Source organism: Streptomyces zhihengii (genome assembly GCF_016919245.1).
GTDB classification, from domain to species: Bacteria; Actinomycetota; Actinomycetes; order Streptomycetales; family Streptomycetaceae; genus Streptomyces; species Streptomyces zhihengii.
The window spans coordinates 192,670-217,772 of the sequence record NZ_JAFEJA010000003.1 but is presented as its reverse complement, the minus strand read 5'-3'; the positions used below and the strand labels follow the sequence as shown (position 1 = coordinate 217,772).

4 protein-coding genes and 2 pseudogenes are annotated in these 25,103 nt (G+C 65.3%); 4 read left to right on the top strand and 2 right to left on the bottom strand.

Translation table 11 applies throughout. The features are described 5' to 3' along the window. Window positions 1–178 precede the first annotated feature (178 nt). From JE024_RS38850 to JE024_RS38840, 3 genes and pseudogenes are all read left to right on the top strand, one after another. The gene (locus JE024_RS38850; RefSeq protein WP_205378946.1) at window positions 179–1,516 is read left to right on the top strand and encodes an IS4 family transposase; all 1,338 of its coding nucleotides are present in this window, start codon (window positions 179–181) and stop codon (window positions 1,514–1,516) included. Between the two features lie 192 nt (window positions 1,517–1,708). Next, the gene (locus JE024_RS38845; protein ID WP_372449916.1) at window positions 1,709–2,944 is read left to right on the top strand and encodes an IS701 family transposase; all 1,236 of its coding nucleotides are present in this window, start codon (window positions 1,709–1,711) and stop codon (window positions 2,942–2,944) included. A 227-nt stretch (window positions 2,945–3,171) separates the two neighbouring features. Continuing rightward, a pseudogene (locus JE024_RS38840) lies at window positions 3,172–3,825 on the top strand (transposase); the annotation flags it as partial. 10 nt (window positions 3,826–3,835) lie between these two features. On the opposite strand, the pseudogene JE024_RS41695 reads toward JE024_RS38840, so the two are convergent. Beyond that, window positions 3,836–4,416, bottom strand: a pseudogene (locus JE024_RS41695) (IS5 family transposase); the annotation flags it as partial. A gap of 305 nt (window positions 4,417–4,721) precedes the next feature. On the opposite strand from JE024_RS41695, the gene JE024_RS38830 reads away from it, so the two are divergent. Then, window positions 4,722–5,621 carry an IS630 family transposase gene (locus JE024_RS38830; protein WP_205378692.1) on the top strand — a complete coding sequence of 300 codons (900 nt, stop codon included), beginning with the start codon at window positions 4,722–4,724 and terminating at the stop codon, window positions 5,619–5,621. Between the two features lie 42 nt (window positions 5,622–5,663). Here the strand turns inward: JE024_RS38830 and JE024_RS38825 are convergent, their stop codons facing one another. Continuing rightward, complete coding sequence (locus JE024_RS38825) at window positions 5,664–25,100, bottom strand: scabin-related ADP-ribosyltransferase (protein ID WP_205378691.1); 19,437 nt, start codon at window positions 25,098–25,100, stop codon at window positions 5,664–5,666. Window positions 25,101–25,103: the final 3 nt, after the last annotated feature.

Here is a 25,103-nt window from a genome sequence, read left to right as displayed (position 1 = left end):
GTCACCGCGACATGCCGGACCCTGCACCAACATGACCAAGCCCTACTAGTACCAATGCCGTGTAGTTAGGGCTCTGGGCTGCTTGTCAAGCACACTAATGAAGTGACGGAGCTCCTGCTAGAACCGTGTCGACCAAGATCACTGTTCAGCAGGAGCTCCGTTGGCCGCCAAGTCTGTCATCTCTCGTGAAGTAGCGGTTGCGGCAGGGGCGTTTGCCCCCGGCCATCTCGGCGAGCTGACACGGATTGTCCCGTTCGAGATGGTCGATGAGGTGTTGGCAGATACCGGCAGAACCCAGCAGCGGATACGGGACCTTCCCTCGCGCGTGGTGGTGTATCTGCTGCTGGGCGGGGCATTGTTCCCGGGGCTCGGATGGCAGCAGGTGTGGCAGCGGCTGACGGCCGGCCTGGACGGACTGCCGACGGCGACTCCCACGGCCGGCGCGCTGGCCCAGGCCCGCAAGAGGCTCGGGACCCGACCGTTGCGTCACCTGTTCGACTTGCTTCGTGGACCGGCCGCGGGACTCGGGATCGCCGGAACGCGGTGGCACGGACTGCTCGTCTGCGCCATCGACGGCACGTTGATGGCAGTGCCGGACAGCCCCGCGAACCAGGCCGAGTTCACCAGGCACCGCTGCAACAATGGCGGCGCGGGATACCCCTCACTGCGGCTTCTGATCCTGGTCGCCTGCGGAACCCGAACCGTCATGGACGCGGTATTCGGTCCGGCCACCGACGGTGAGACCACCTACGCTCCACGCCTGGTCCGAAGCCTGCGGGAAGACATGATCGTCCTGCTGGACCGGAACTTCGCCGTCCAGGCCCTGATCGAAGCAGTCACCTTGAGGAGCGCACACGTCCTGGTCCGGGTGAAGGAGAACCGCAGACTGCCGGTCCTGCGACGCTTCCCCGACGGCTCCTGGCTCTCCCGGATCGGACCCGTTCCGGTCCGTGTTGTCTGCTGCGAGATCACCATCAGCACATCACAGGGACGACGCACCGGCGCATACCGGCTGGTCACAACCCTGACCGACCCCTTCACCCACCCCGCCGGCGATCTGATCGGGCTGTATCACGAGCGGTGGGAAATCGAGACCACCTATCTGGAGATCAAGTCGACGATCCTCGGCGGTCGGGTCCTTCGTGCCCGCACTCCCGCCGGTGTCGCCCAGGAAGTCTTCGCAGTGCTGGTCACCTACCAGGTCCTGCGGCTGGCTATGGCGGACGCCACCGCCAGCCGGCCCGGGACCGACCCCGACCGGGCGAGTTTCTCCATCGCCCTGAACACCGCCCGCGATCTGGTCATCCAGGCCGCAGGCGTGTTCAGTGGCGCCGTGATCGACCTCGCCGGCACCATAGGCCGCCGAATCCTGGCCGCCCTCATGCCCGACCGCCGCATCCGCACCCGTCCACGCGTCGTGAAACGGGCCATCTCGAGATACAACGCCAGAGGCACCGTCGACCGCACCACCTACAGGGCCACGATCAGCGTCCACATCCTGACGCCCGCCCCTTGACACCGCCCACGGCACCCCTAACTACACGGCATTGGTACTAGTACTCCAGCAGCGTTTCGCTATCTGGCCTGGTCAGAGGCATCGTCGGGAGTGTAGTTGGCTGCTGGCACGTCAGGGGCGGTCTTGCCGGACCGCCCCTCCAACGAATGACTTCGAGAACTGTTTGCGCAGTGACGAGGGCAGCCTTCCCGCGTGATCGACGACCTTGCCGACGCGACCTGGGACCGTGAACTCGACGACCTCTTCCTGCGTATCGGCCACCGTTTCGGCCGTGCCGACCTGCGACGCCGCATGCGTGACTACGTCCGCGCCCTGCTCGGCCCGGTCGGCCGCAAGAACGGCTGGCAACTGGCCGAACACGCAGGCCACCGCACCCCCGACGGCCTGCAACGGCTGCTGAACGGAGCCATCTGGAACGCCGACGACATCCGCGACGACCTGCAGGCATACGTCGCTGAACGACTCGGAGAAGCCGACGGAGTCCTCATCCTCGACGACACCGGCTTCGTCAAGAAAGGCACCACCTCCGCCGGTGTCCAGCGCCAGTATTCCGGCACCGCCGGCCGCACCGAGAACTGCCAGATCGGGGTCTTCGCCGCCTACGCCACCACCCACGGACGCGCCCTGGTGGACCGCGAGCTATATCTGCCCAAGTCATGGACGGACGACCGCGAACGCTGCCGCGCCGCCAAGATTCCTGATGAGAGGGGCTTCGCCACCAAACCAGAACTGGCCAGGGCCATGGTGCTGCGCGCGCTCGCCTCGCCGCTGCCAATCGCCTGGGTGACCGCGGATGCCGCCTACGGCCAGGAGTGGCGCTTTCGCCGCATGCTGGAAGAAACCGCCGTCGGCTATGTGCTCGCCGTCCCGAAGTCCCATTCGGTGCCCCGCTTCGGCCGGATCGACCATCTCTTCAGCCAGGCACCGGATGAGGCATGGGAGCAACGTTCGTGCGGCGACGGCGCCAAGGGCCCGCGCGTCTATGACTGGGCCGCCGTCCAGCTCCCGGTGATCGAGGACTTCGACAGTGAGCGGCCCACCCATCATCGCTGGGCGCTGGCCCGGCGCAGCATCAGCAGACCCGATCAGGTTGCCTACTACCTCGCATACGCGCCGGTGGGAGCCGGTGCCGACCAGCTCGTGCGCGTTGCCGGATGTCGGTGGGCGATCGAGGAATGCTTCCAGGCTGCGAAGAACGAGTGTGGCCTGGACCAGTACGAAGTCCGCCGCTATGTCAGATGGATGAGGCACATCACCCTGGCCATGCTCGCGCATGCCTTTCTCGCGGCCACGGCGGCAGACGCAGCGGCAAAGGGGGATGCAGAAACGGTTCCACCATGGTCCCGCTCACCGTGGCAGAAGTCCGTCGGCTGCTGGCAACTGACCCCGCCCACCGGCCCCACTCGCCCCTTCGCATCCATGCACTGAATTGGTCGCGATGGCGGCGAAGGCGTCAGGCGGTGTCCCGGCACTGGCACTTCCGAAGACGAAGTCATTCGTTGAAGGGGGCGGTCCGGCAAGACCGCCCCTGACGTGCCAGCAGCCAACTACACTCCCGACGATGCCTCTGACCAGGCCAGATAGCGAAACGCTGCTGGAGTACTAGCAGGTGGTGTGCGTTCGCCTGGTGGGCAGCATCACCACTCTGACCACCCCAGGGCGACCGTCGCTGCAAGCTCCGTCCGTCCCAGCGAGCGATGGTGGCACTGGTGTTCTTGCGCGAACACACCACTCTGGCAAAGGTTGCTGCCGGGTTCGGGATCAGCGAGTCCACCGCCCACGCCAACACCAGCGCGGTCGTCGACCTGCTTGCCACGCCTGCGCCGGGTCTGCTGAAGACACTGCGCGAGCACGAGCCCGACTTCGTCCTGCTCGACGGCACCCTCGCCAAGTGCGATCGGGTGGGCGACGGTCGGGCCGACTACTCCCACAAGCACCGGCGCCATGGCGTGAACGTGCAGGTCGTAACCGATCCCGACGGCCGGCTGTTATGGCTCTCGCCCGCCCTGCCGGGCCGCACGCACCTACCAGATCATCCGAATCTGCGAGCACCAGGGCGTTCCCAACGTGGCCGATCTCGCCTACCAGGGCGCCAGCCCGTGGCTGACCACCGGCATCAACCGCAAGACCCTGCAGGAACTCGCCCCTACCGAAAAGACCCGCAACCATGCCCTGGCCGCAGCACGAGCACCCGTCGAACGCGGCGTTGCCCACCTGAAGTCCTGGCGGATCTTCCGCAGATCTCGCTGCAGCCCAACCGCATGACGTCAATCGCCAAGGCCATCCTCGCCCTCAACCGGCAACGCTGAAGAAGCTCACTGGTGTGATGCCCAGGGGCCGGACGAGCCGGCGGTACTTGTCGTGGTCGTAGCCGCAGTCTCCCAGCCCCACTTCCGGCCGTCGCCGCGGCCGTCCGACCAGACCGGCGACGGGAGGAACCTTGGCAAGGAGCGGCAGCAACTGTGTGACGTCGTTGCGGTTTCCGCCGGTCAGCGACACCGCGAGCGGGATGCCCTGTCCGTCGACGAGGACGTGGTGCTTGCTGCCCGGACGTGCGCGGTCGACCGGGCTGGGGCCGCTGTAGGGCCCCGCCGAGCGGCCCGTACGTGGCTGGAGTCGATCACCGCCCGGGCCCAGTCGAGCTGGTCTCCGCGCAGCTTCGACAGCAGGGCGACGTGGAGCCGGTCCCACACGCCCGCCTCGTTCCAGGCGGCGAGCCGCCGCCAGCAGGTCATGCTCAACCCGAAGCCGAGCTCCTGGGGCAGGTACTCCCGCTGGATCCCGGTATGCAGCACGAACAGGATCCCGCACAGAGCCTGCCAGTCAGGAACCCTCGGCCGCCCCGCGACCAACTTCGGCAACAACGGCGCGACCAACGACCACAGTTCGTCCGACACGATTCACGCACGAGAGTTCCTCTTCCCCACGAACAGAGCAACGAGCATCTGAGCCGACAGTCACACCGTCAGCAGCTGCTGTTAGGACCTCTTACTGACCTTTCGTAAGTTCGGTGGGTGTGGTGGCGGTGTGGGTGAGGTGGTATCGGGGTGGCTTATGGATCTTCATCCTCGGCGGCTGGCAGCTCTCTTCCTCCATTGTTAAGGCCTCAGTTGGCGGAGGCGCGTCGGGTTCGGGCGGTCGAGCTGTTCGAGACCGGTGTGGCAAATGCGGAGTCCGCGCGGGCAGTGGGGTGTGTGCCGAGAGCATGCTGCGCTGGCGGCGCGCGTGGGATGAAGGTGGTGCCGTCGCCTTGCGAAGACGTGCGGCCACCGGTACTCCTCCCAAGCTGGACGACACCCAGGTCGAGACCGTCCGGGCAGCATTGGAGCAGGGAGCCGGGGCTCATGGATTCGAGGCCGACCTGTGGACTCTGGAGCGGGTCGGTGTCGTCGTCGAGCGTGCGACGGGGGTAGTGCTCTCGCGGGCTTCGGCGTGGCGACTGCTGACTGGCCGGCTCGGATGGACTCTTCAGCGTCCTGAGCGGCGGGCGCTCGAGCGGGACGAGTCGGAGATCGCCCGGTGGGTCGCTCACGAGCGCGGATCAAAAAGGAGCGGTGAACACACGTGCCTGGATCGTGTTCCTCGGCGAATCAGGCGTCTCGCTGCTCCCTCAGATCCGTCGCATCTTCGCACCCCGAGGGCGGACCCCGCTCCTGCGGCACCGGCTGAGCTGAAGCGCGCGTCGATGGCCGGGGCTCTGGGCTACCACGCCACGGACCCCGACCGCGGGGCCCGCCCGTGCTTCCATCTCAAACCCGGCAGCTACGACACCGCCACCCTCATCGAGGTCCTCGAGCAGATGAAGGTGTTCTACGGCGGCGAGCGCGTGGGGCTGGTCCGGAACTGCTTGTCCGCACACTGGAGCCGCGCGATGCGTGACTGGGTCTCCGACCAGGACTGGCTCACCATGGAACGATTGCCCGCCTATGCCCCGGAGCTCAATCCGGTGGAGCTGCAGTGGTCCTCACTCAAGAAACGTGAACTCGCCAACCTCGCCGGCGACCACCTCGCCGACGCCACCGAGCACGGTATCCACCGCATGAACCGCAACCCACAACTGCCATGGTCCTTCCTCGCCCACACCGGCCTGGCCATCCACCCATAAGACCCACCGAACTTACGACAAGATCAGTAGTCCCCTGTCCAGCTACCGCCCGAAGTCCTGTGTCCAAGCCCAGGGATCGTCCTGGCTTGCCGCTGGCGTTGCGCTGGACCGCGCCCCCGACCCGCCCTGGTGGCTTGCGGCGGGGAAATAGGGCCCACCCTGGCTGACAGACGAGCGCCTGGCCGCGTAGGAACCTACTGCGCTCAACGTTGGGCCCATCATCGATGTCTGACCGGACACTGCACGGGCACCCGAGCTAGACGACCCGGCTGCCGAGGCCCTTCCCGATGGTAGTGCCACACTCTCCGGCCGGCCCACAGAGTCCAAAACACCCAGCAGCGCCCTACTCCACTCCTCCGCATGCGATTCCCCCGGCCCAATCGCGATCAGCCCCGCCAGCCGCCAGGACTCCCTCATCACGGTCGGAGACGCCTTCTGCTCACCGCTGTGGATACTGGCGAAGATCTGCCCGAGCGGCACCAGCCGCCCACTGACCGGCTGCACGAAGCCCGTCGGCGGTACCCACTCCCGCACCTCAGGATGCTGCGCACGCCACCTCTCCAGCGCCGCAACGACCCATCTGTCCGACCACACCTCCCCATCGGCGAGCAGTCCAGATTCTTGCGCCTCAGAAGACCGCACACCACCCGCCCTCGGCGGCTGCTCCACCCCACCAAATCCAATCCCCATCGATGATCCCGGCCGAGACGGCACTCCCGCCCCGCCCCGAGAACCCTGCAGATGCGGCCACAGGCCCGGCGCCGGATCCACGCCAGCCGCCATCGACGGACGCCTCCCGCCAGCGGCCGACCAACCGAACCTCGACTCACCCGGCAACAAATCCGCCCCCACCCCGGATCCGTACCAATCAGCGATGGAACCCGCGAAGGATCCACGCCGGGATGTCGATCCCGCCCCGGGCCGGGCACCTTGCAGGTGGGGCCACATACCCGGCGCCGGATCCAACCCCAAAGGCGTCGACTGACGTCCCGCACCGCCGGCCGACGAACCCATCCCCCAATCACCCGCCGACAGATCGGCGAAGTTCCCCACCCTGATCCCGTCCCACCCAGCGGCGGAAGGTTCCACGGTAGTGGTGCCCACGAAGGATCCACGCCGGGATGTCGATCCCGCCCCGGGCCGGGCACCTTGCAGGTGGGGCCACATACCCGGCGCCGGATCCAACCCCAACGGCGTCGACTGACGTCCCGCACCGCCGGCCGACGAACCCATCCCCCAATCACCCGCCGACAGATCGGCGAAGTTCCCCACCCTGATCCCGTCCCACCCAGCGGCGGAAGGTTCCACGGTAGTGGTGCCCACGAAGGATCCACGCCGGGATGTCGATCCCGCCCCGGGCCGGGCACCTTGCAGGTGGGGCCACATACCCGGCGCCGGGGCTACTCCTGAAGCGGAAACGGAGGGTTCGCGTCCAGCGCTAACGGTGATCCCGGTGCTCGGGGCGAAGCCCTCTGACAAGTCTCGTGCATGCACGCGTCCTTGGGCCTGAAGCCTGGCTCGCACCGCCGGAGTCGTATTGCGGCGCCCCTTCGTGATGTCCCATGCGATCGTGCCCAGGGGTACTCGTCGTCCCCGGATGTCCACCCTGGCGCCAGGGAGTGGGGAGTGTCCGACGTTTCGAGGGTCGGAGTAGTAGACGTCGAACGCCTCAAGTAGTAGGTCATCCGACCATGTGTCACTCCCCCAGGCCCGTGACGCGTCTGCCGCAACCTGGATGTCAGTAAGTTCCGCCAGTACCACAGCAAGCTGCTGACTTACCGTTCGGTGGCCGCGGCCAATTCTGTAGACGATCTGGCCCAACTTTACCTCCTGCCCCCTGACCTGAACCGTCTCGGCTTGCCTCGGCCGCTGACGGCGTCGTTCTGGGTCGCCGGCGCGCCAGGCGTGGAGTGCTTCGGCAAGGAGTTCATCAGAAACGTGGTCGCCGCCTCCAAGAAGGCGGGAGCGCTGCGTGCTGTGGGCTTGGGCGAGGAGGTGGGCGAGTTCGTGTGCTGCTTCGGGTCCGTCGCGGTGGTACTTCGCCGCTACGAGGGCGATGATGCCTTCGCGCAAGGTGTGCCGCATGGTTCCGCGCAGTACCGAGTGGTCATGGAGGTTGTGTGTGGCGCGGACCACGTTCTCGGCCTGGTGGATAAGCCGCTCCCGTTGCGCCGCGGAGATCGCCGCAACGTCGAGATAGGTCAGCGCCGTTTCAACGAGGGGCGGGTACTGCGCTCCCCGACGTGTCGGGGGTGCGGCAGCGAGTGTCTGCTCGACATCGGCCACTGCGCGTACCAGCACCGCGGGCAGCAGTGCTGGCGTATCGCGTGCTATTCGCTCGGCGTGGCGCACTCCCAGCAGCTCGCTCGCCAGGTCGGTGATGCCAGCGGACAGCCCAGCAGTGCTCTCCGGCCCTACCGCCGCTCTGTCTGCGCCCCGCCATGCAGTTTGGTGTCTCTCCACGGCAGCGACCAAGCGCCGGACGTCTTCGACCATGTCAAGGGAGGGCTGGCTGACACCGAACCATTCTCCTGCAAGCTGGGTCGGGTCGAACGCCATGTCACCGGTCCGCTCCGACGGGGACGCCTGCTCTTCCTCCGAGTTCGCTCCTGCGCGAGGCTTTTGCCCTTCACCGTCCTGTGGGTCCTGTGGGACGGACGAGCCTGTTGACTCTGGCGAGGTCGGTAGCGAAGGGGCTGTCGTGTAGGTCTTCTCCTCTGCTGTGTGGCGGTCCTGCCGATGGTCGCCCGTCGCTTCCAGTCCCGAAGTCGTCTCCATCCCCTGGTCAGCAGCAGGCTGAGCGGCAGCGGGCACGGTCGTCGAGCTGTGCGCAACCATCGTCCGGTGGGACTGGTCCCGCTCTGCGGCGGACCCAGCGCTACCCGCTTCACGAGGTCCGGCGGCCGCCCCCACGAATGGGCCACGGGCGAGCCGATTCGCCTGCGACTCAGCGGATGGCTGCGCAATATCAGGGCTTCCTCCTCGCTCTGGCACGCCGCCTTCCGTGTGGGGCCCTGCCGGGCGACCGGCCAGTCGCAGCATCACTTGCTCAATGATCTGCCCTGACGCACTGGCTTCTTCCCCAGGGTCGGTCTCGCTAGCGACTGGTGCTTCACTCGAGCTCGGCGCCTCTGCCGAACCTGGGCGGATATGGCTCGGAGTTACTCTTTCCTGCACGTGCTCGTGGTATCCCAGTTCACTGCTTGTCGACGAGGGAGCCGTGACTGTAGGGATGCTGGTTGCCACGTCGAGGTTCGTGGAACGGAAGGGGTTGCCTTCAGACTGGTTGCCCGTCACCTCTTCCGGAGCCGATGCACGTATCCCTGCCGGCAGCGCTGGAGCTGGCGCTTGCTGGGCCGAGAGCGTTGGGGCGGCTTGGTCTCCGGTCGTTGCAGTGTTGTCGCGCGTCGAGCCTCCGCGCAGGCGCAGTGGGCCAGGGTCCGTCGACTGGGGGCGCCTTGCTGATCTGTCGCCGTGTTGGTGCGTTTGCTGCGCTGCGCTGCCGAGGAATCCGGGGTTGTGAATTATTCTACCGCTCGACAACTCGACCATTTGCTTGACGAAGTGTGGCGAGACGCCGCCCGGAAATGCGATCTCCCTATCTTCGCGGTAGTAGGAATTATCGGGCATCGTGGCAGAGACATCTATTCCGCCAGGCGCCTTGATTTCATACAGGTATGGGTCTTTGCGTACGACGTATCTCCGATGCAATACATCGGCGATGTCGCTTCTCGTACTGGTTGAGACGAACGCATCATGCCTGTCCCCTATCATTACATGATAAAACAGGTCAGTATTGTTTGGCACTTTGGGCTTGAACCCTTGCGCAAATACAATCTCCGGCTTTTCGTTAGTGGCACGCCACAAGGTCTCTGTTGTGCGTCGCCAGACTGGCCTTGAGGGGGTGATGGTTGAGATATCGACATAAGAGTCGGCGGCAGCGGGCAGATTTTCGGCAGGGACTGATTCTGAAGTGGGAGTATCCGTGCCGCCGCGCAGGCGCAGGATGGGTGCCAGAGGGACTTTGGGAATGAGCTTCCGGGCCAGTCTCTCCGCACCGGCCCTGTCCCAGGGCTGCTGGAGCAAGTGGTAAGCGACACGTCGTACTTCGATCGGATGCTGCCCGGACGGCGTGAAGAACTCGACGCCTCTTCCTCGCCGTTGCGCGACCACTTCCGTAGCGGTTCGGAGTGCCTTGTGAAGCGGCAGGCTGTCAGGCAGCTTTTCCCACTTCCGTTCCGAGAACTCCGGACGCGGAATGAGCGCTTTGAACGTTCCATGGTCGAGCAGTATGTGGAGACGTGGCAGTTCACGCCGGACGGGCGTCAATGCGTCTGGATGGAATATTAGAGTGCTCTGGCCCGGGCAGACGACGTGGACCTCGACGTCGAATGATCTGGCATAGAGGAGGGGAGCATAGTCGCTGGCCGAATTGTCGTAGCCTGCTGAAACAATTCCAGAGATTTCTGGTGCCGTGAATGATCCCTCGCGCTCGAGCTGGCGTGCCAGGAGTTCGACGCGGGCTGCGTGATGGAGCGACACGTTGGCGTGCAGCGCACGAGTCTGTGTGAGTTCTGTTGCATGCCGAGCGTCTAGGTCGCCGAGCTGGGCGGCCTGCACGTCGAGGTCGGTAAAGACGTCTCGGTTCGCCTCTGTCTGTAGCCAGGTTCCGCCGTCGTCGAAGGCTGCCTGCAGCCAAGGGGCATTGTCTTGGCTGTCGAGGCGCAGTCGCTGGGCAAGTTGGCTGCGTACATTGCGCGCTGTCTGCGCAGGGTTGCGGGTGAGAGGGTTCTCGCTGGGCTGCTGGAGTACGCGTCGGGCCGCCTCAAGCGACAGCGGAAGCCCCTCTCCTGCCGTCGCCAAGGGGTCGGCGGTGTCATGGGGGTCGAGAATGTCGAAGACGGTGCCGTCGGGTGCTGTGTAGTGCGTAGTGCTGCTGGCCTCGCTGTCGCGTCCCGCTTCGAAGATGAACGGCTTGCCCAGCAGTTCCCGCGCGGCCAGGGCCCTCCGTTCGGCCAGCGGCCGGTCCGCCAATTGTGCGGTGGGGGGTGCATCCGAACCTTGCGGGATATTGTCGTGCGCCCATGCCTGGACGACTTGCTGCACGTCTGCGCGGACGCTCTCGTCCTTCAGCCGGTCGACATACGTCTGACGCATACTCGTCACGTCGTCTGCCGCGTCCGCAGCCTCCCCATCGGTCTCCGACGTCCGCAAGGCGTCCAGCATGTGCCGCAGCGCTGCTGCCTCCCCGGGCCGCACGTCGAGCAGTCCTCCACGCGCGAGATGGGACCCTTCAGGTGTGTCCAGGCCCCCCAGATGACTGATGCCTCGGGTGATAGCGGTGCGCATGTTGTCGCGCGCAGTGATGGCAGCCTGCTGTGTAGTCGCAAGGTATGCGAATTCAGCGCGGTGCAGTGCGGCCAGGTCGCTGTCTCCGGCAGCTTCCGCTGCCCGCGCCTCCTTCTGCTTGGCATGGGCCGCAACGCCCACAGCATGAGCGATAAACGTCTCGCGCAGCAGCTTGTGCTGGGGCGGCAGCGAGCCGCCTGGGCAGAGCCCGCCGACAAATTCAGCCTCGAGGGCCAGCATTCGTAGCGTCTCGTCGTCGTAGGGCTGTGTGTCGGGCTCGACCACGTTCGCAGGCGCTGGGATGGGGTCTGCCAGCGGGTAGCTCGACAGGACCGCGAGCTCGGCGGGCTCGTGAAGTGCCGGCCGGTGGCTCTCATCAGGATCGCCCGGGGCACGTTCGCGCCATTCCAGTTGCTCGCGTGCGTTCAACCGCGCCTGCTGCAGCTCTTCTGTCAGGCGCCTGAGTGTGTCACGGCGCGAAGCTCGCTCCAGTAGGTGTGCGACGAGGCGCTGCGCGGCCGCTTCGTAGAGGGCCTTCCGGGCGTCCGGGTTCGGTTCACGCAGGGCGCCGTACAGGTCCTCCCAGTCACGCTCAAGTGTCGTGTCAGCAGCCTCGTGGATCCTCGCCTCGACCAGCTGGTCGGTAAGCTTCTTCACCGTGTCGTAGGCGGCGCTGACAGCTTCGTACTGGGAATCGTCGAGAAGCCCCTGCGCACGGGCTACTCGCTCGGGGATGAGGAACACCGCTCCCTTCTCCGACGTGAAGGAAGCTGAGAAGCCGCTGCTGCTAGGCGATGGGACGGGAGTAACCCGCTGGCGGATGGAGGGCGAGCTCGATGACCCGAACTGTGAGGTCAGTGCGGCGTATCCACGCTGGGGCGCGCGGCGCATGGCGTGGAGCGCATCGCTGATTGCGTCCGCGTAGCGCTTCATTCGGCTTCTGACGACGCTGGCTTCCACCCGGTGATCTAGGGAGATCTCGAAGGCGAGCATCCGCTCGGCCTCGTTTCCGACTTCGGTCTGCCCTGCATTCGTCTGGCCTCGACCTGTGCGGCCCATCTCGGAGGCGTTGCCCACAGGAAGGCGTTCGCTGGGAGCCACATTGCTGATGGTGGAGTCACCTGTGGGCACCATGGGGAAGACTGCGCCAACCACGGCTGACTCGACGCCGAGGGCCTGCTCTTGGCTCTGAGTCATGCTCGCCTGATCGGCCCTTGTCTGCACAGTCAGCCCGTCTACCACTTCGATCAAACGAGGGCGTTGTCCCGGGGTGGGGCGCAGATAGTGGGTGAGGGTGCCGGTCATGGAGCCGATCAGTGGGCTGTCGGGTGCCGGGGGTGGTGTGTAGCCGTTCGGCCCCAGGGCGCGGGGGGCGGTCAGGGGAAGGAAGTGCGAGGAGAACTGCTGCGTGACCTGTTGATGAGGTGCGGTTCCGGGTCTGGTGAGGGTGGTGCTGCCAACGTTCATTTTGACGGCGGTGATGGCTGCTGACGGCGCGGCTTTGCCCCAACGATGTTTCGTAGCCTTGCTGTTGATGGGGCTACCTGTGCCGATCAGACTGGCGAGCTTGGCCGTCTTCTTGTCGGCATCTGTCGCCTGCCGGCGTCGGTCCGCCTTCACGGCATGCTCAGTCACTGCCTCGACGTGCCTCTGAAGGCGCTGTGCGTCGGCAATGTTCAGGATGGCCACATCAGGGCTTCTCAGGACGGCAAGGATCCGCTCGTCCGCGAAGGTGTCCCACGAACTGGCTGCGGTTGCTGGCTTCACCTCGATGGCTGTATCGACGTCAAGTGCGTCTTCAGAGGCCGCGTCCGCTACCGGGGTTCGGGTCGGGGCGGCTTCTGCACTCCGCTCTGGACGCCCCGCGTCGGGCTGAAGGAGTGGCACGGCGTGCAGTTCAATGACCGAGCCGGCCGGTTTGCGCACCGTGACGTGCTGACCGTCTGCGCGGGTGTAGCTCAACTCGAGATCAAGCTGCACGTCAAATTCAGCGTGAAGTCCCTTACTGGTGACCGTCCGCTTGTCAGTGGTCGAGTTCTGAACAGTCCTGCCTCGGCTGCTCGAGGCGGTGACTGCTGCTTGTGGCGCGATGGCTAGTCTGGGGCCTGCAAATTTTCCCTTGTCGTCGTTGGTTCCCAGGCCCGGCAGGACAAGCCCGCTGATGCCCACACCTTCGCGGTGTTCGCTTTCCGTCACCATCTGAGATGCAGTCGTGAGCGAGCGCTGCTCCTCAATCTCAATATTGTGACGCGTTCGCCGGAAGCGGCGCTCGACTGGCACCAGTCGGACCCGAACTTCTCCGGAGTTCGCGCCGACAAGCTTCTTGTGGAAATGCCGCCATGTCACTCCTTCCTCTCGGACAAGCTGCGCGTAGTGCGCGAGCAGACCGTGAGGGGTGACATGAGCGTTGAACTCGGAGCGCACACCTCCCAGGTCACCGACGGCAAAGTCGGGAAGGACATCACCCACCCCTTGGCTACGCAACTCTCTCTGGAAGGCTCGGACAGCGGCGGAGGGGTCCAGTGTCCCCGCTACAGAAGTGTGCGCAGGGATCGTCAGGAGGGGCTTGAGGGTGCCTGGTTCGGGAGCCTGCTGCTGGAGGCCGTTGGTGACGAGTCCCAGTTCCTGCGCCTCGTCCAGGTCCAACACGTCATCGCGCTGCCCGAAAACGACGACGCCTGCCGCGGATGTCCGGGCCGGTGCACCCCATCGGCGCGATCGGGCGTATGCCTCGGCTACGAAAATGGTGCTGTCGTACCCCGCTCGAACCTTCCTGCCCGATCTTTCCTCCTGCATCTGCCAGGAGGCCCCCAGTGTCTGGGCCTCGGCGCGGATACGGATGCGCTGGTAGAGGTTCCACACCGCGTTTCCTGCCGTGACGAGGGGAGTACGGCCGGGGGCGGCAGAATCGATGGCTCCGACCCCGCCGGCTTGGATCCGCAGAGCGGTGGTGCGCTGAGTTCCAGCGGAGGTGCTGACCGACAGAGTGCTCTTGTTGACCCGGGCTGCTGTCAGGCCCGTATCGACAACGTCCTGGGCGCGATGCAGCAGGGGCATGGCATGCAGGCGTACTTCTGCTTCGTGCCGGAAGACGCGTCCCTGGATGAACAGGCGGTCGAGGCGGAGTCCGTCGCGGAGCATGGAGGCCACGTAGGCTTCAAGCTTGCCGTTGGCGTGGATTTCAACAGCTTGAGACTCGTCACTGCCCGGAACACTGAATGCCCACGCAGACTCCTCCGGAGACACCTCGGCCACAACTTTACGGATGAGGTCGGCCAAAGCCTTGGTGTGTCCGACCCGCACGTGAGTGTGGTGCACGGGCTCGAGACGCTGCGTGGTGTCGCGGTCTTCCGTGTCGCTGCGGTCGCTCGGCTCTGGCGCATTTCTGAATTGATTCCGTAGGGCGAGAGCCTGCCGGGCAGTGAGCGGTATGGAGGGTGGGGTCGGCTGGTCTCTCTCCGTGAGCGGTCGAAGACGGCGCAGCCGGTCGGGCATCAGCGGGGCCGGGTGGAAGATCTGCGCCGTCGCCTTGAACACGAGCGCTCCGTCCGCCTCACCGCTGAGAGGGACCTGTTGGCGTGGTGACAGGAGCCAATTACCGGTGAGGATGCGTGGCACGGACCTGGGCCTGCGCTGGAGGAAGGCTGTGACCTTGAAGTCCCCCTCGGTCTTGAAGAGGTGTGCTCCAGGCGTGGACACGACGTGCTCGCTCCGGGCTTCGATCCCGGTTGCCGAGCCGTGGGACTTGCCGAGTCCGATGGATGCGCCGATACCGGCTGTGACACGCCCGCTGGGACTGACAGGGTGCACGCCTCCTTCGGCGCCCAGTCCCACCTGCAAGGCGTAGTTGGCCTCGGAGTTGCGTGACGTGTCGGTGGTCGCCGCAAGTCCGTTGACGAGACGGATGTCCGGGCGGTAGCCGGTCCACGTCGGGGTTTCCCACTGGCCACCCTTTAGCACCAGGACGAGCGCTTCCCTGCGGAGGACTCCGTGCCGGTTGAGGGTGATAGTCCATTCCCCCGTCTCGGGGTTGAGTATCGCTCGCAGTCGGCCGTCGAGACGGTGAGGGCCGAAGACCGTGCCAAGCCTTTGGTTTTTGTTCATCTGCGCGTTGCGAGCTTGGCGTCCCGGTCTCGGGTAGGGGACGTTCGTCCTCGCCCGGAGCCGCGACTGTGTGGTCGTACTCGATACCTTTTCCTTGCTATTGGCCTGCTGTATACGACGCCGTGCTTTGTGCACCGTGTGAGACACGGCGTTGGACGCTCGATAGGTCAAGCGACGCAGTGCAGAGGGGTCCGGGTCGACAAACGGCCGAAGTTCCGGGTGCTTGCGAATGTCGTCGAGGACACGCTGCAGCATCTGATCGCTGAGAGAGGTTGCCACCTCGGGGGAGGGTGCCGTTGTGTCGTCAGGCAGCGCCGTCGGGGTGTCGTCACGAGATGCAGCGATTCTTGACTCGCTGTGGCGGGCGCTGGACTGGGTGCTGCTGGTCGCACCCTGCGACACGGCTCGCCGCATGAAGGGCCGCGAGTGAGGACGTGTACGCGTCTCGGTCGATTCCGTCAGCGGGTCACTTTGCGTGCGCTGGAGCGTCCAGGCGTTACGCCGGGGAAGTCGCCGGTCAGGGAGCGGCTTGCTGACGCGCTCCGTCACGTCGAAGCGACCTACATGATCGGACATGACCTGCAGGAAAGGCCCCCTGATTGCGGGTGGTGGTGCGAGTGCAGGGGTGAGCGGGGCCGGGGATGTGTCCTGCGCTTCGGGGAGGGCCTTCGCATCGGGCTGCCGCAATCCCGTGTCCGGGTCCCAGCCACCCAGCTCTCGTGCCTCTTGCTCTGGGAGCCGGAGCAGTGCTCTTGCGGGCAGTTGGGTCGTCAGTTCAGCGCGCAGCGCTTCCTGCCACGCTTCTTGCTCCGTCGGCAGGGTGGGCTGGTCGTGCGTCAGTGACCACGGAGGTGTGAGGCCGGCGGTTTCGTATCCAGGCGTGAAGGTGACCTGTAGCCGAAGGTTTGCCTGGTAGAGCCCCGTGAGCCCTTTCCTGACTGTTCCCGACACCGACTCGCCCGAGGCTGTGGCCGTCGTGGCATCTGTGCGGGCCGCGTTCGCCTGCACAGTGAGGCCGACCTGGCCTCGGGCGACTTCCATGTTTTCCACCGGCCCGACAGTGATGGCCACATTGGCGTTCCTGTTCACGGCCCGCGTGCGCGAGCTGGCAACCGACGTGCTGGCCAGCACAGTCTGATCCACCTCATCAACGGTGGCTTGCAGCTTCGAGGGGCTGGCCGGATCCGGGACGACTCTGTAGCTGAAGTACCCCGCAACTCGCCCCTTGGCGTCACGCAGATCGGGACTTCGCACCGTGCCGCGCATCCCAGTGATCAGCCAGTCCGCCATCGTGTCGCGCCGGAAGAAGTGCACGATGTCGGCGGCCGCGTCCATGGCGAGCGTGACACCCGCGTGCCTCTGTGCCACCTGTAGAGCCCAAGGGACCAAGTCGGAGGAGGGTGCGAAGTCATCGACCGTGATCGGCGCCACGGCCTTCGCCTCGGCAAGGCGGATCTCCTGGGGGAGTTTCGGAGGGCCCTCCTGCTTGCGTGTCAGGCTGTCCGGCACCCGCCACTGGAAACCGTTGCGCACAACAAATCGATGAGCCGCCTCCGTCATAGCCAGTGTGCCGTCGCCGAGTTGCTCATACACCTCCACGTCGTACGCCATGTCATTGACGTACGTAGTCGAGGCGCCCTTGGTGGAAACGATCGACGTTTCCCCGGAACTGAGGGTGTGTGACGTGACGTGGCTGGTCTGGTTGTAACTTCCCGCTGCTGCGACCGCTCCCATCATGGTCGTGCCGGCTCCAGGAAGAATACCCGTATTCACACCGTAAGAGCGGTTCGATGCCTGCCTGGTCGACTGCGTGCTGCTCTCGGAAGCCCCACGTGTTTGTTCGACATGAGTGTCACGTGTGTCATCGTCGGTACTCTTGGCATCTTCGTAGCGGGTGTAGTGGCCCGTGTTGCGTGCCCTGATCACCGCCACGCGACTGTGCCCGTCCGCCCCGCGGAAAGGCAGGAAGTGACCGTCACCAAGAAGATCAGCAGGCCCAGGGGCGCCGCCGGCGGCTGGCTGCATGGAGGCACCCAATCGGCGGCGAGAGCCCGCCAGATTCGACAGCAGAACGTCAGGTCGCCGCGTCAGAATCTCCTGAAGCCCGGCACGCACCTTCACGGCATCCGCATCGTGAGGGCGAAGGAGCCCAGTGATAGTGCGAGCCACGCCTTCCGCACCCCGCAGGGTGATGTGAGTGCCGCCAGCCGACGTGATGTGTCGGGTCAGACTGCTGCCGTCCGCAAAGACATCCTTTGCACCTTCCATGAAGGAGGGGTCAAAGTAGCCCCGGTCCGTGTCGACCGGCCTGTCCAGGTCCATCGTCGCCATCGGGAGTTGAATGTCGAGGTCTCCCGTTGACGGGAGCGTTGCCGCTTTCCCGTCTCTCGGCGCGAACAGAACCTCCCGCTGGAGGTCACGCAAGTAAGACCACGCCTCGTCGCGAACCGACCTACCCCACGCCAGGCGCTCGTTCACGTCGACTGGCGCATCGCCCACTGACCGGTCGCTGACGAACTCTACCCATTCCCGCTGTTCGTCCGCGGTGAGCACGCGGGGCGCGGATACCCGTCTGTCCTGCTCCGCGCCCCTTGGAATGCCTCTCGGATAGCCGGCGACCCGACTTCCAGGGATGTGCGGGTCCGCATGCCCAGTTGCTCGGCGTCTGCGAGTTCGTTCGTTCTCCAACGCCTGAACCAGCTCACGGACGTCAGAGGTCGCGCTGTCGGGGACCTCGGCTTCTGGCATGTCCGCGAAGCGCACTCGTCGCCTCAGAGCCGCCGGTACGGACTCAGCGCCGTGTCGCAAGGCCGACCGCTGCGATGACGGCTCAGCGGACGCGCCCCGGGGAGAGGAGGCACCGGCATCCGGCACGGGAGCTACATGACCAGACTCGGACGATGAGTCGTCGTCGAACCACACAACAGCCGGCGAACCCTGCTCCCCACGCTGGCCCGCCTCAGCAGGAAACGTAGTGCCGCGTTCGCCCAGGGCCGATTGGTGCGATGACGGCTCAGCGGACGCGGCTCGAGGAGAGGAGGCACCGGCATCCGGCACGGGAGCTACATGACCAGACTCGGACGATGAGTCGTCGTCGAACCACACAACAGCCGGCGAACCCTGCTCCCCACGCTGGCCCGCCTCAGCAGGAGGAGCAGACGGTCTATCTTGCCCATCAGCACCACCGGGGGCCACAACAACATGATCAGACTCGGAGGAAGATTCATCTGGCTCACCCTGCTCTGCGGTGTGCCAGGAAAGCATCGACTGCGAATCGGTGTCTGATCCGTCATCGTTGAGGTGTGGCTTGGTGCCTTCAGCGGCGGCCATGCGGGAAGGTGTGGTGCCTCCCCCTAGAAGGCCGGTTCGTTGGGTGCTGTGTGCTTGGGCGAGTAGGCGTGAGAGTTCGAGTGCTGCTTCAGGCCCGTTGCGGTGATACTCCGCAGCGACGAGCGTGGTGATGCCCTCGCGCAGCGTGTGCCGCATGGTTCCGCGCAGGACCGACTGGTCATGGAGGTTGTGTTGCGAGCGGACCAGGTCTTCGGCCTGTCGTGTCAGACGCTCGCGTTCTGCCTCCGAGAGCGGCCAGTCGGCCAGGTACTCTTGGGCACTTTGGACCAGTGGCGGGTTTGCATCACTCGGCGAGACCGCAAGGAGTGTCTGCTCTACGTCACCCACCATGCGCACCAAGACGGCGGGGAGGACAGCCGGCGCGTCTCGCGCCACACGCTCAGCGTCCCGCACGCCAAGCAACTCGACAGCCAGATCAACGATGCCCGCCGACAGACCAGCGGAGTCACGCTCCACACCGGTCGGGATCGCTGTCCCTTCCTGCCTCGCCCGATACCGGTCCAACGCAGCGATCAATCGCCGCACGCGTTCAACCATTCCCGAAGAAGGCTGTTCCACGCCGAACCATTCAGCCGCAAGGTACGTGACGTTATCTCGCTCGGCCCGCGTCGGATCGGCCCAGATACCGACGGTCTCGACGCTCGCGTCCCCCCCGGCATGAGGCACTACCCGAGATTCAACCGATCCCGCAGCATTCGCGGCGGGCACGACGAGGGACTGCTGCGTTCCATCGCTGCTCGTGCCCGTTGTCTCCATAGGGATCATGGAATTGGCTTCAAAAAGCGGACCCGACCAAGCCGTTGCGCCCCGGACGTCCTCCATGACCGCGTAGAGGTGCGCACCACCTTCCGTCGGCCATGTTCTTGCAGTAGTCGCCAAGGACAGGCCGGGCACGGCACCGGATGCTCCCACAGCAGATTCAACGCCCCCAGCTACTGGCAGCAGTCGAGTCAGCTTGCTCTGCAAGTCCTCCGATACATTCTTCCGCTCGCCACTGCGGATCTTCGAGATCAGCCTCCCCAGTGGCACCTGACGCCCGCTAACCTCAACGTGTACATCATAGTTCGGCAGTCTGTTCATATGGCCGGAACTGGCATGATAGCGATCGAGAGCCGCGATTACGTCTCGATCAGACCATCTCTCGAACTTCCGACGAGTATACGAAATTTCAATATTGGCCACACGCTGAAGCGCTTCGGCGATGACGGGTGACTCCGAGCGAATGCCGGCCGAAATCCGATAGAGAATTCTACCCAGCGGCACTTGGCGACCTTGAACTTCGATGACCTCGTTGAAATGCGGCCGCTTCCCACGGTTATCCTGATCGGCGTAGTACATCTCAATTGCCTCTATGACCAGTGCGTCAGGCCACTTAGCTTGCCTCGTGCGGAGGTGGTCCGAGGCAGGCACATGCACATCCGTCAGCGCGTCCAGCACCTCTACAAGCTCTTGGCTTGCCACTCGCTTTCCTGCCCGAATGGAGCGAACTATCTCACCTATACGGACTTTTTGCCCCCGAACATATTGCACCTCGTTCGTGGCAGGGTGCGGGTGCTTCCACTCAGGGTCCGTTGCGCGCCAGGCCCTGATGGCTTCCGCCAGCGTTTCATCGGAAACATGATCTCTCCGGGATTGTTGCGTTCCGATGTTCTTCGAGTTCGGCACGCGTCCAGTGGACGGCCCAGCGGCTATTTGGGACTGGTCATGATCTACAGACTCTGATGGCTGCACTGGAGTCGGCGGTATCGAATCGGCAGGAACCTGAGAGTCGTTCATTGCCGCCGAGGTCCACTCCATCACCTCGACTTCCGTAGCGTCCGACCTCAGCGCAAACGCGCCGGCCAGTTCCCACGTCGCTCTCATGAGGTGCGCTGACGGCTTACGCTCACCCGCCAGAATGCTCGCGAATATCTGCCCCAGTGGCACCTGCCGTCCGTCGACAGGCTGCACGGTCTCTGCTCCCGGCAGGGCCCCCCACGGCTCACGATTCTCGTCACGCCATGCTTTGAGAGCTGCTACTACCGAGCGGTCCGACCACGCGTCGCCGCCAACGGGCTCCGACGACGGCCCTCCAACAGGCAACGCTGCGTCACGTCTTGCGGGTGCATGCATGGATTCCGAGCGCACCACATCTTCGCCACGGAGATGGCCATGACCTTCGGCAGCGATGTTGACTACCAGCTCGCTGAAATCCGCCCATTCATGGGATGTCGGGTCCACCGGCACTTCAGCCGAAGCGGGATCAGCACCGGCTTCGGTTGTCGTCCTGGAGCCTTCCGGCGCCATCGCGGAGCCCCAGCCCCCATCGGACAACCCACCCAAACCGGCAAAGCCAGCAGCCGACCCAGACGAACCCTCCAACCCACCAGGCATCACCGAAGAGAAAAACCCACCACCATCAAGAGACGCCCCCACAACCGAGCCAGCCCCCACACCCTGCAGATGCGGCCACAAACCAGGCGCCGGGTCCAACAACTCAGCCTGACCACTCACCTCAGCTCCCATAGCAGCCGACGCAAGACCGCCGACCACTATCGCGGAGCCCCAGCCCCCATCGGACAACCCACCCAAACCGGCAAAGCCAGCAGCCGACCCAGACGAACCCTCCAACCCACCAGGCATCACCGAAGAGAAAAACCCACCACCATCAAAAGACGCCCCCACAACCGAGCCAGCCCCCACACCCTGCAGATGCGGCCACAAACCAGGCGCCGGGTCGAGATGCGCCGTTGCCAGTGGGGATGTGCGCAGGAGATCGACGGATCGCACGTCAGGGAGTGAGGTGCCGCCGGTCAAGGCCGTTGGGGCAGACCGCCCTCGTGCCTCCAGGGCCTGTCGCAGCGCAGTCGACTTTGTCTTTCGTCGGCCATGCATGATGTCCCAGGCGATGACGCCCAGGGGGACTTGATGCCCCCGTATGTCCACCTTGACTGCGGTGGGAGGCGGCTTCCCTATGTTTCCGGGGTTCGCGTAATGGTGTTCGAGCGCCTCGAGCACCAGGTCGTCCGGCCAGCGTTCGCGCCGCCCCGCTGCTCGAGCACGCTGCTCTACCTGTATGCCGGCTATCCGTTCGAGCGCCTCGGCGACCTCCCGAGATGTTGTTCGGTTGCCACGCTGAATCTCGAAGAGGATCTTCCCCACGGGCACCTGTTGCCCACGGATTTCGACTCTCGTGTTGGTCGAAGGTGGCTTCCCTGCATTCTGCGAGTCGGCATAGTGATGTTCGAGTGCTTCGATAACCATGTCATCCGGCCACCGGCGAGCGGTGTCCGAGGTGGCCTCGACGTGAATGTCGGTCAGCTGCGCCAGCAAATCTGCCAGCTCTTGGGACACTCTCCGCTTCCCGTGGGTAATCCTGTCGATGATCGGGCCGAGATCTACGTCCTGTCCGTCAACGTGCTGAACAACGCTCTTCGATGGACGCGGATGCTGTCGGGCAGGATCCGTGGCTCGCCAGGCCCTGAGCGCTTCTGCGAGGAGTGCGTCGGATACGTGCTTCCCCCCGCCAAGAAGCCCGTTTCGTTGCGATTTGTGCGCTTGGGCAAGGAGGCGTGAGAGTTCCAACGCTGCTTCGGGACCGTTGCGGTGGTACTCCGCGGCAACAAGTGCGGTGATGCCTTCGCGCAAGGTGTACCGCGTGGTTCCCCGCAGGATTGACTGGTCATGAAGGTTGTGCCCGGAGCGCACCAGGTGTTCGGCCTGCTGCATCAGCCGCTCACGCTCTCCGAGTGGGAGCAGGCGTTCGGCAAGATACTCGCGGGCTCGAGCAACGAGAGGCGGGTGCTGTATTCCGGGGCCTGTCAGGAGGGCGGTGGCCAGTACGTGCTCAACGTCGCCCACCATCCTTACCATCACTCCAGGGAGGACCATCGGCATGTCGCGTGCCACGCGTTCAGCGTCGCGCACCCCCAGCAGTACTGTCGCGAGGTCCGCAATACCCTCCGACAGGGAAGGCTCCCTCTCCGCGCCATCATGCGGTGCCCCTTCGCCGCGCTGTTCAGTCTGGCGTCTCTCCACTACGGCGACCAACCGGGCCGTGCGCTCTTCCATCGATGGAGAGGGCCGCCTCACACCGAACCACTGTCCTGCAAGCTGCGTGATGTCAAGCGTCTCCCCCGCCGTCGACGTGTGAGACATCAACGCTGTGCCGGCAGGGGCTGTCAGCTCGCCCTGGTTCGGGGTGACGGCCGCGTCGGAGGGCTCCGCCCATCCAGCAGCGCCTTCGGTGGCCTGTCTTTCAGCAGCGGATCGAGCCGCGCCAGGCTCCAGCCCTAGCTCCGACAACCGCCAGCCCGCCTGTTCACCAGTGGACAGGGCTGAATTCGCGGTGTCTGCCTCGTGCGAGCCCGCGGACGACTCTGTGGTTTGCGGTCGATCATGTGTGGAGCCAGCAGTTGCCGTGTCGCCCGTTGTCGCGTTGTTGCTCCTTGGCGCCGCCTGGTTGGTGGCGGGGGCAGCGGAACCGTGGACGGCAAGAGTGCGTGGTGGCAACGCTTTCGCGTTCGGGCTCTGCTCTGCTGCATGCTTCGTAGTCGGCGCCGCCGTCCCCGGAGGACCGTCAGCTATGCCCGATGCCGCCGTTGGAGGTAGGGGAAGCGCCTCGGCATAGCCACTTCGCTCGGGGCCGGTCTGCTCTGCATCAGCCGCGTCTGCGAATGGCGCTGCGGAGCCAGTCTGGTGGGCGGTCCCGAGCGCGGGACCGGTCAACGGTTCTTGCCCGCGTGTGGTCTGGGAGGCGTGGGTGGTAAGCGCGGCGCCGACGTCCTGAGTGGGCCAGTCAGTGGATGCGGTCACCGACTCCGGCAAAGGCAACGCAATCGAGCCGTAAGGCTGTTGCCCATCGTGTGCAACATGTTGGGGGGACTGGGCTTCGCCGCTGCTCAACGCGGGGTGCCCGGTCGTCGACGCCGAGGCCGGCGGTTGCGCTGCGCGGGCGCTCTGAGGGTTTGCCGCCTCCGCCGCGCCCGCGCGAGACGCTACACCTGCATCCTTCACTCCGCGTTCGCCTCGTGCAGGCTCCTGTGTTCCACTGGGCGCTTGGGCAGCCGAGGGAGTCGGGGGTCCGCCTGCCGTGGGTGTAGGGACATCGCTCTGCGGTAGCGGACCGCCGATGGGCGGCTCAGGTGCATGCGAGATCGTCGCGTCGCTGCGGATCCCGGCGCCAACGACCGGCGCGGCTGGAGGCCGCGTCGCGTCACTGACTCGGTCAGTTGTATCCGTGTCAGACTCCGCGCCGGTTACAGCGTGCTGAGACGGCTGCCTGCCGGTTCCGCTATGTGCACCTGTGGTGTCCACAGCCCCGGTTAGGGGTGCCAGGCCCGATTGCCTGGCGGTGATGGATGTCGAGCTCGTTGCGTCACTGTCGGCAAATGAAGCGCCGGTGGAGGGTGCTTGGCGTGTTACTACGGCGGGGCTTGGGGTGTTGTTGCTGGTTGTTGCCGGTGGCGTGGTGCCGGGGGCTGTGACCGGTGCGGTGTCGATGCTGTGCGCGTCCGTGTCGTGGCTGGCGGCGGCCGCGGTGGTCTGGGTGCTCGTGACGATGCCGCCCGCCACCCTGGTGACCGGGCCGGTTTCAGTGCCGGTCGCGGTGAGGTCGGTGGTGTTGACCACCGACGTCTGATCGGCGGTGGTCCCCGCGTCACCGGAACGGACGTCACCCGTGCTGGTGGCGACGCTCTTGATGCGCGAGATGCTGTCCTTCAACGCGAACGCGCCGGCGACGACGCCGGCGGTGAGGACGCCTTCGGTGACACCACTGATCCCGGCGCCGTAGAACGTGGACGCCTCGACCTTCCACCGGCCGTCGAACAGACCATTGGTCACGAACTCCGCACCGGCTTCCGCGGCCCCCTCGGCCACGAACGCACCCGCACCCGCACCCACCGCCCGCACCCCGTTGCCGGCCGTGAACACCCCCCGCGGCGCAACCTTCACCGCCACGTCCCCCGACACATCCTTCACCAACGGCCGCCCCAACCGGCCCGTCAACACCTTCCCGACCGTCCCCGACAACACCCCGTGGAACGCACCCGCCAAACCACCCACCACAGCCGACCGGGCAATATCCCCCAGATCGAACCCCTTCGGACGACGCCCCTCAGGCCCCGCCACCATCAACGCCAGACGCACCGCAAACGTCTGGAACGCCTCCTCGAACGCCTCACTCAACGACGGCATCAACCGCGTCCGACTCAACAACGCATCCAGCACCGTCAACAAAAAAACCCGCGACCGCAGCATCGCCACCGCCTGCTGCCCCGCCGACAAACCCCCCGAGAAGAACGCCATCGCCGCCAACACCGCCAGCTCGATCAACAACCGAACCAGCTCAGCGACCAACTGCCACTTCGACTCCGTAACATTCATCGACGTCCGGACCCGACCATCAGCAATCCGGTCCAACTGCCCCGCAAACTCCCCCAAAGCATTACGGCCGCCATCATTCACCAACAACCGCATAGCCCGCACATACGCCGCACCCGCCTCCCCCGGCAACGCACGACCAATCCCACCAACCGAGCCCTCAATCGTCCCCGACAGATCCCGCGCCCGCCTCGCCAGACGAACATAAGGATCATGACTCGCATAGCCACGATCCTCATCCGCCTCAAGAAACCGCTCACCGGTCAAAACAAAGATCAGCCGCTGCAAATCCTCAGAGGGCTCAATCGCCATACA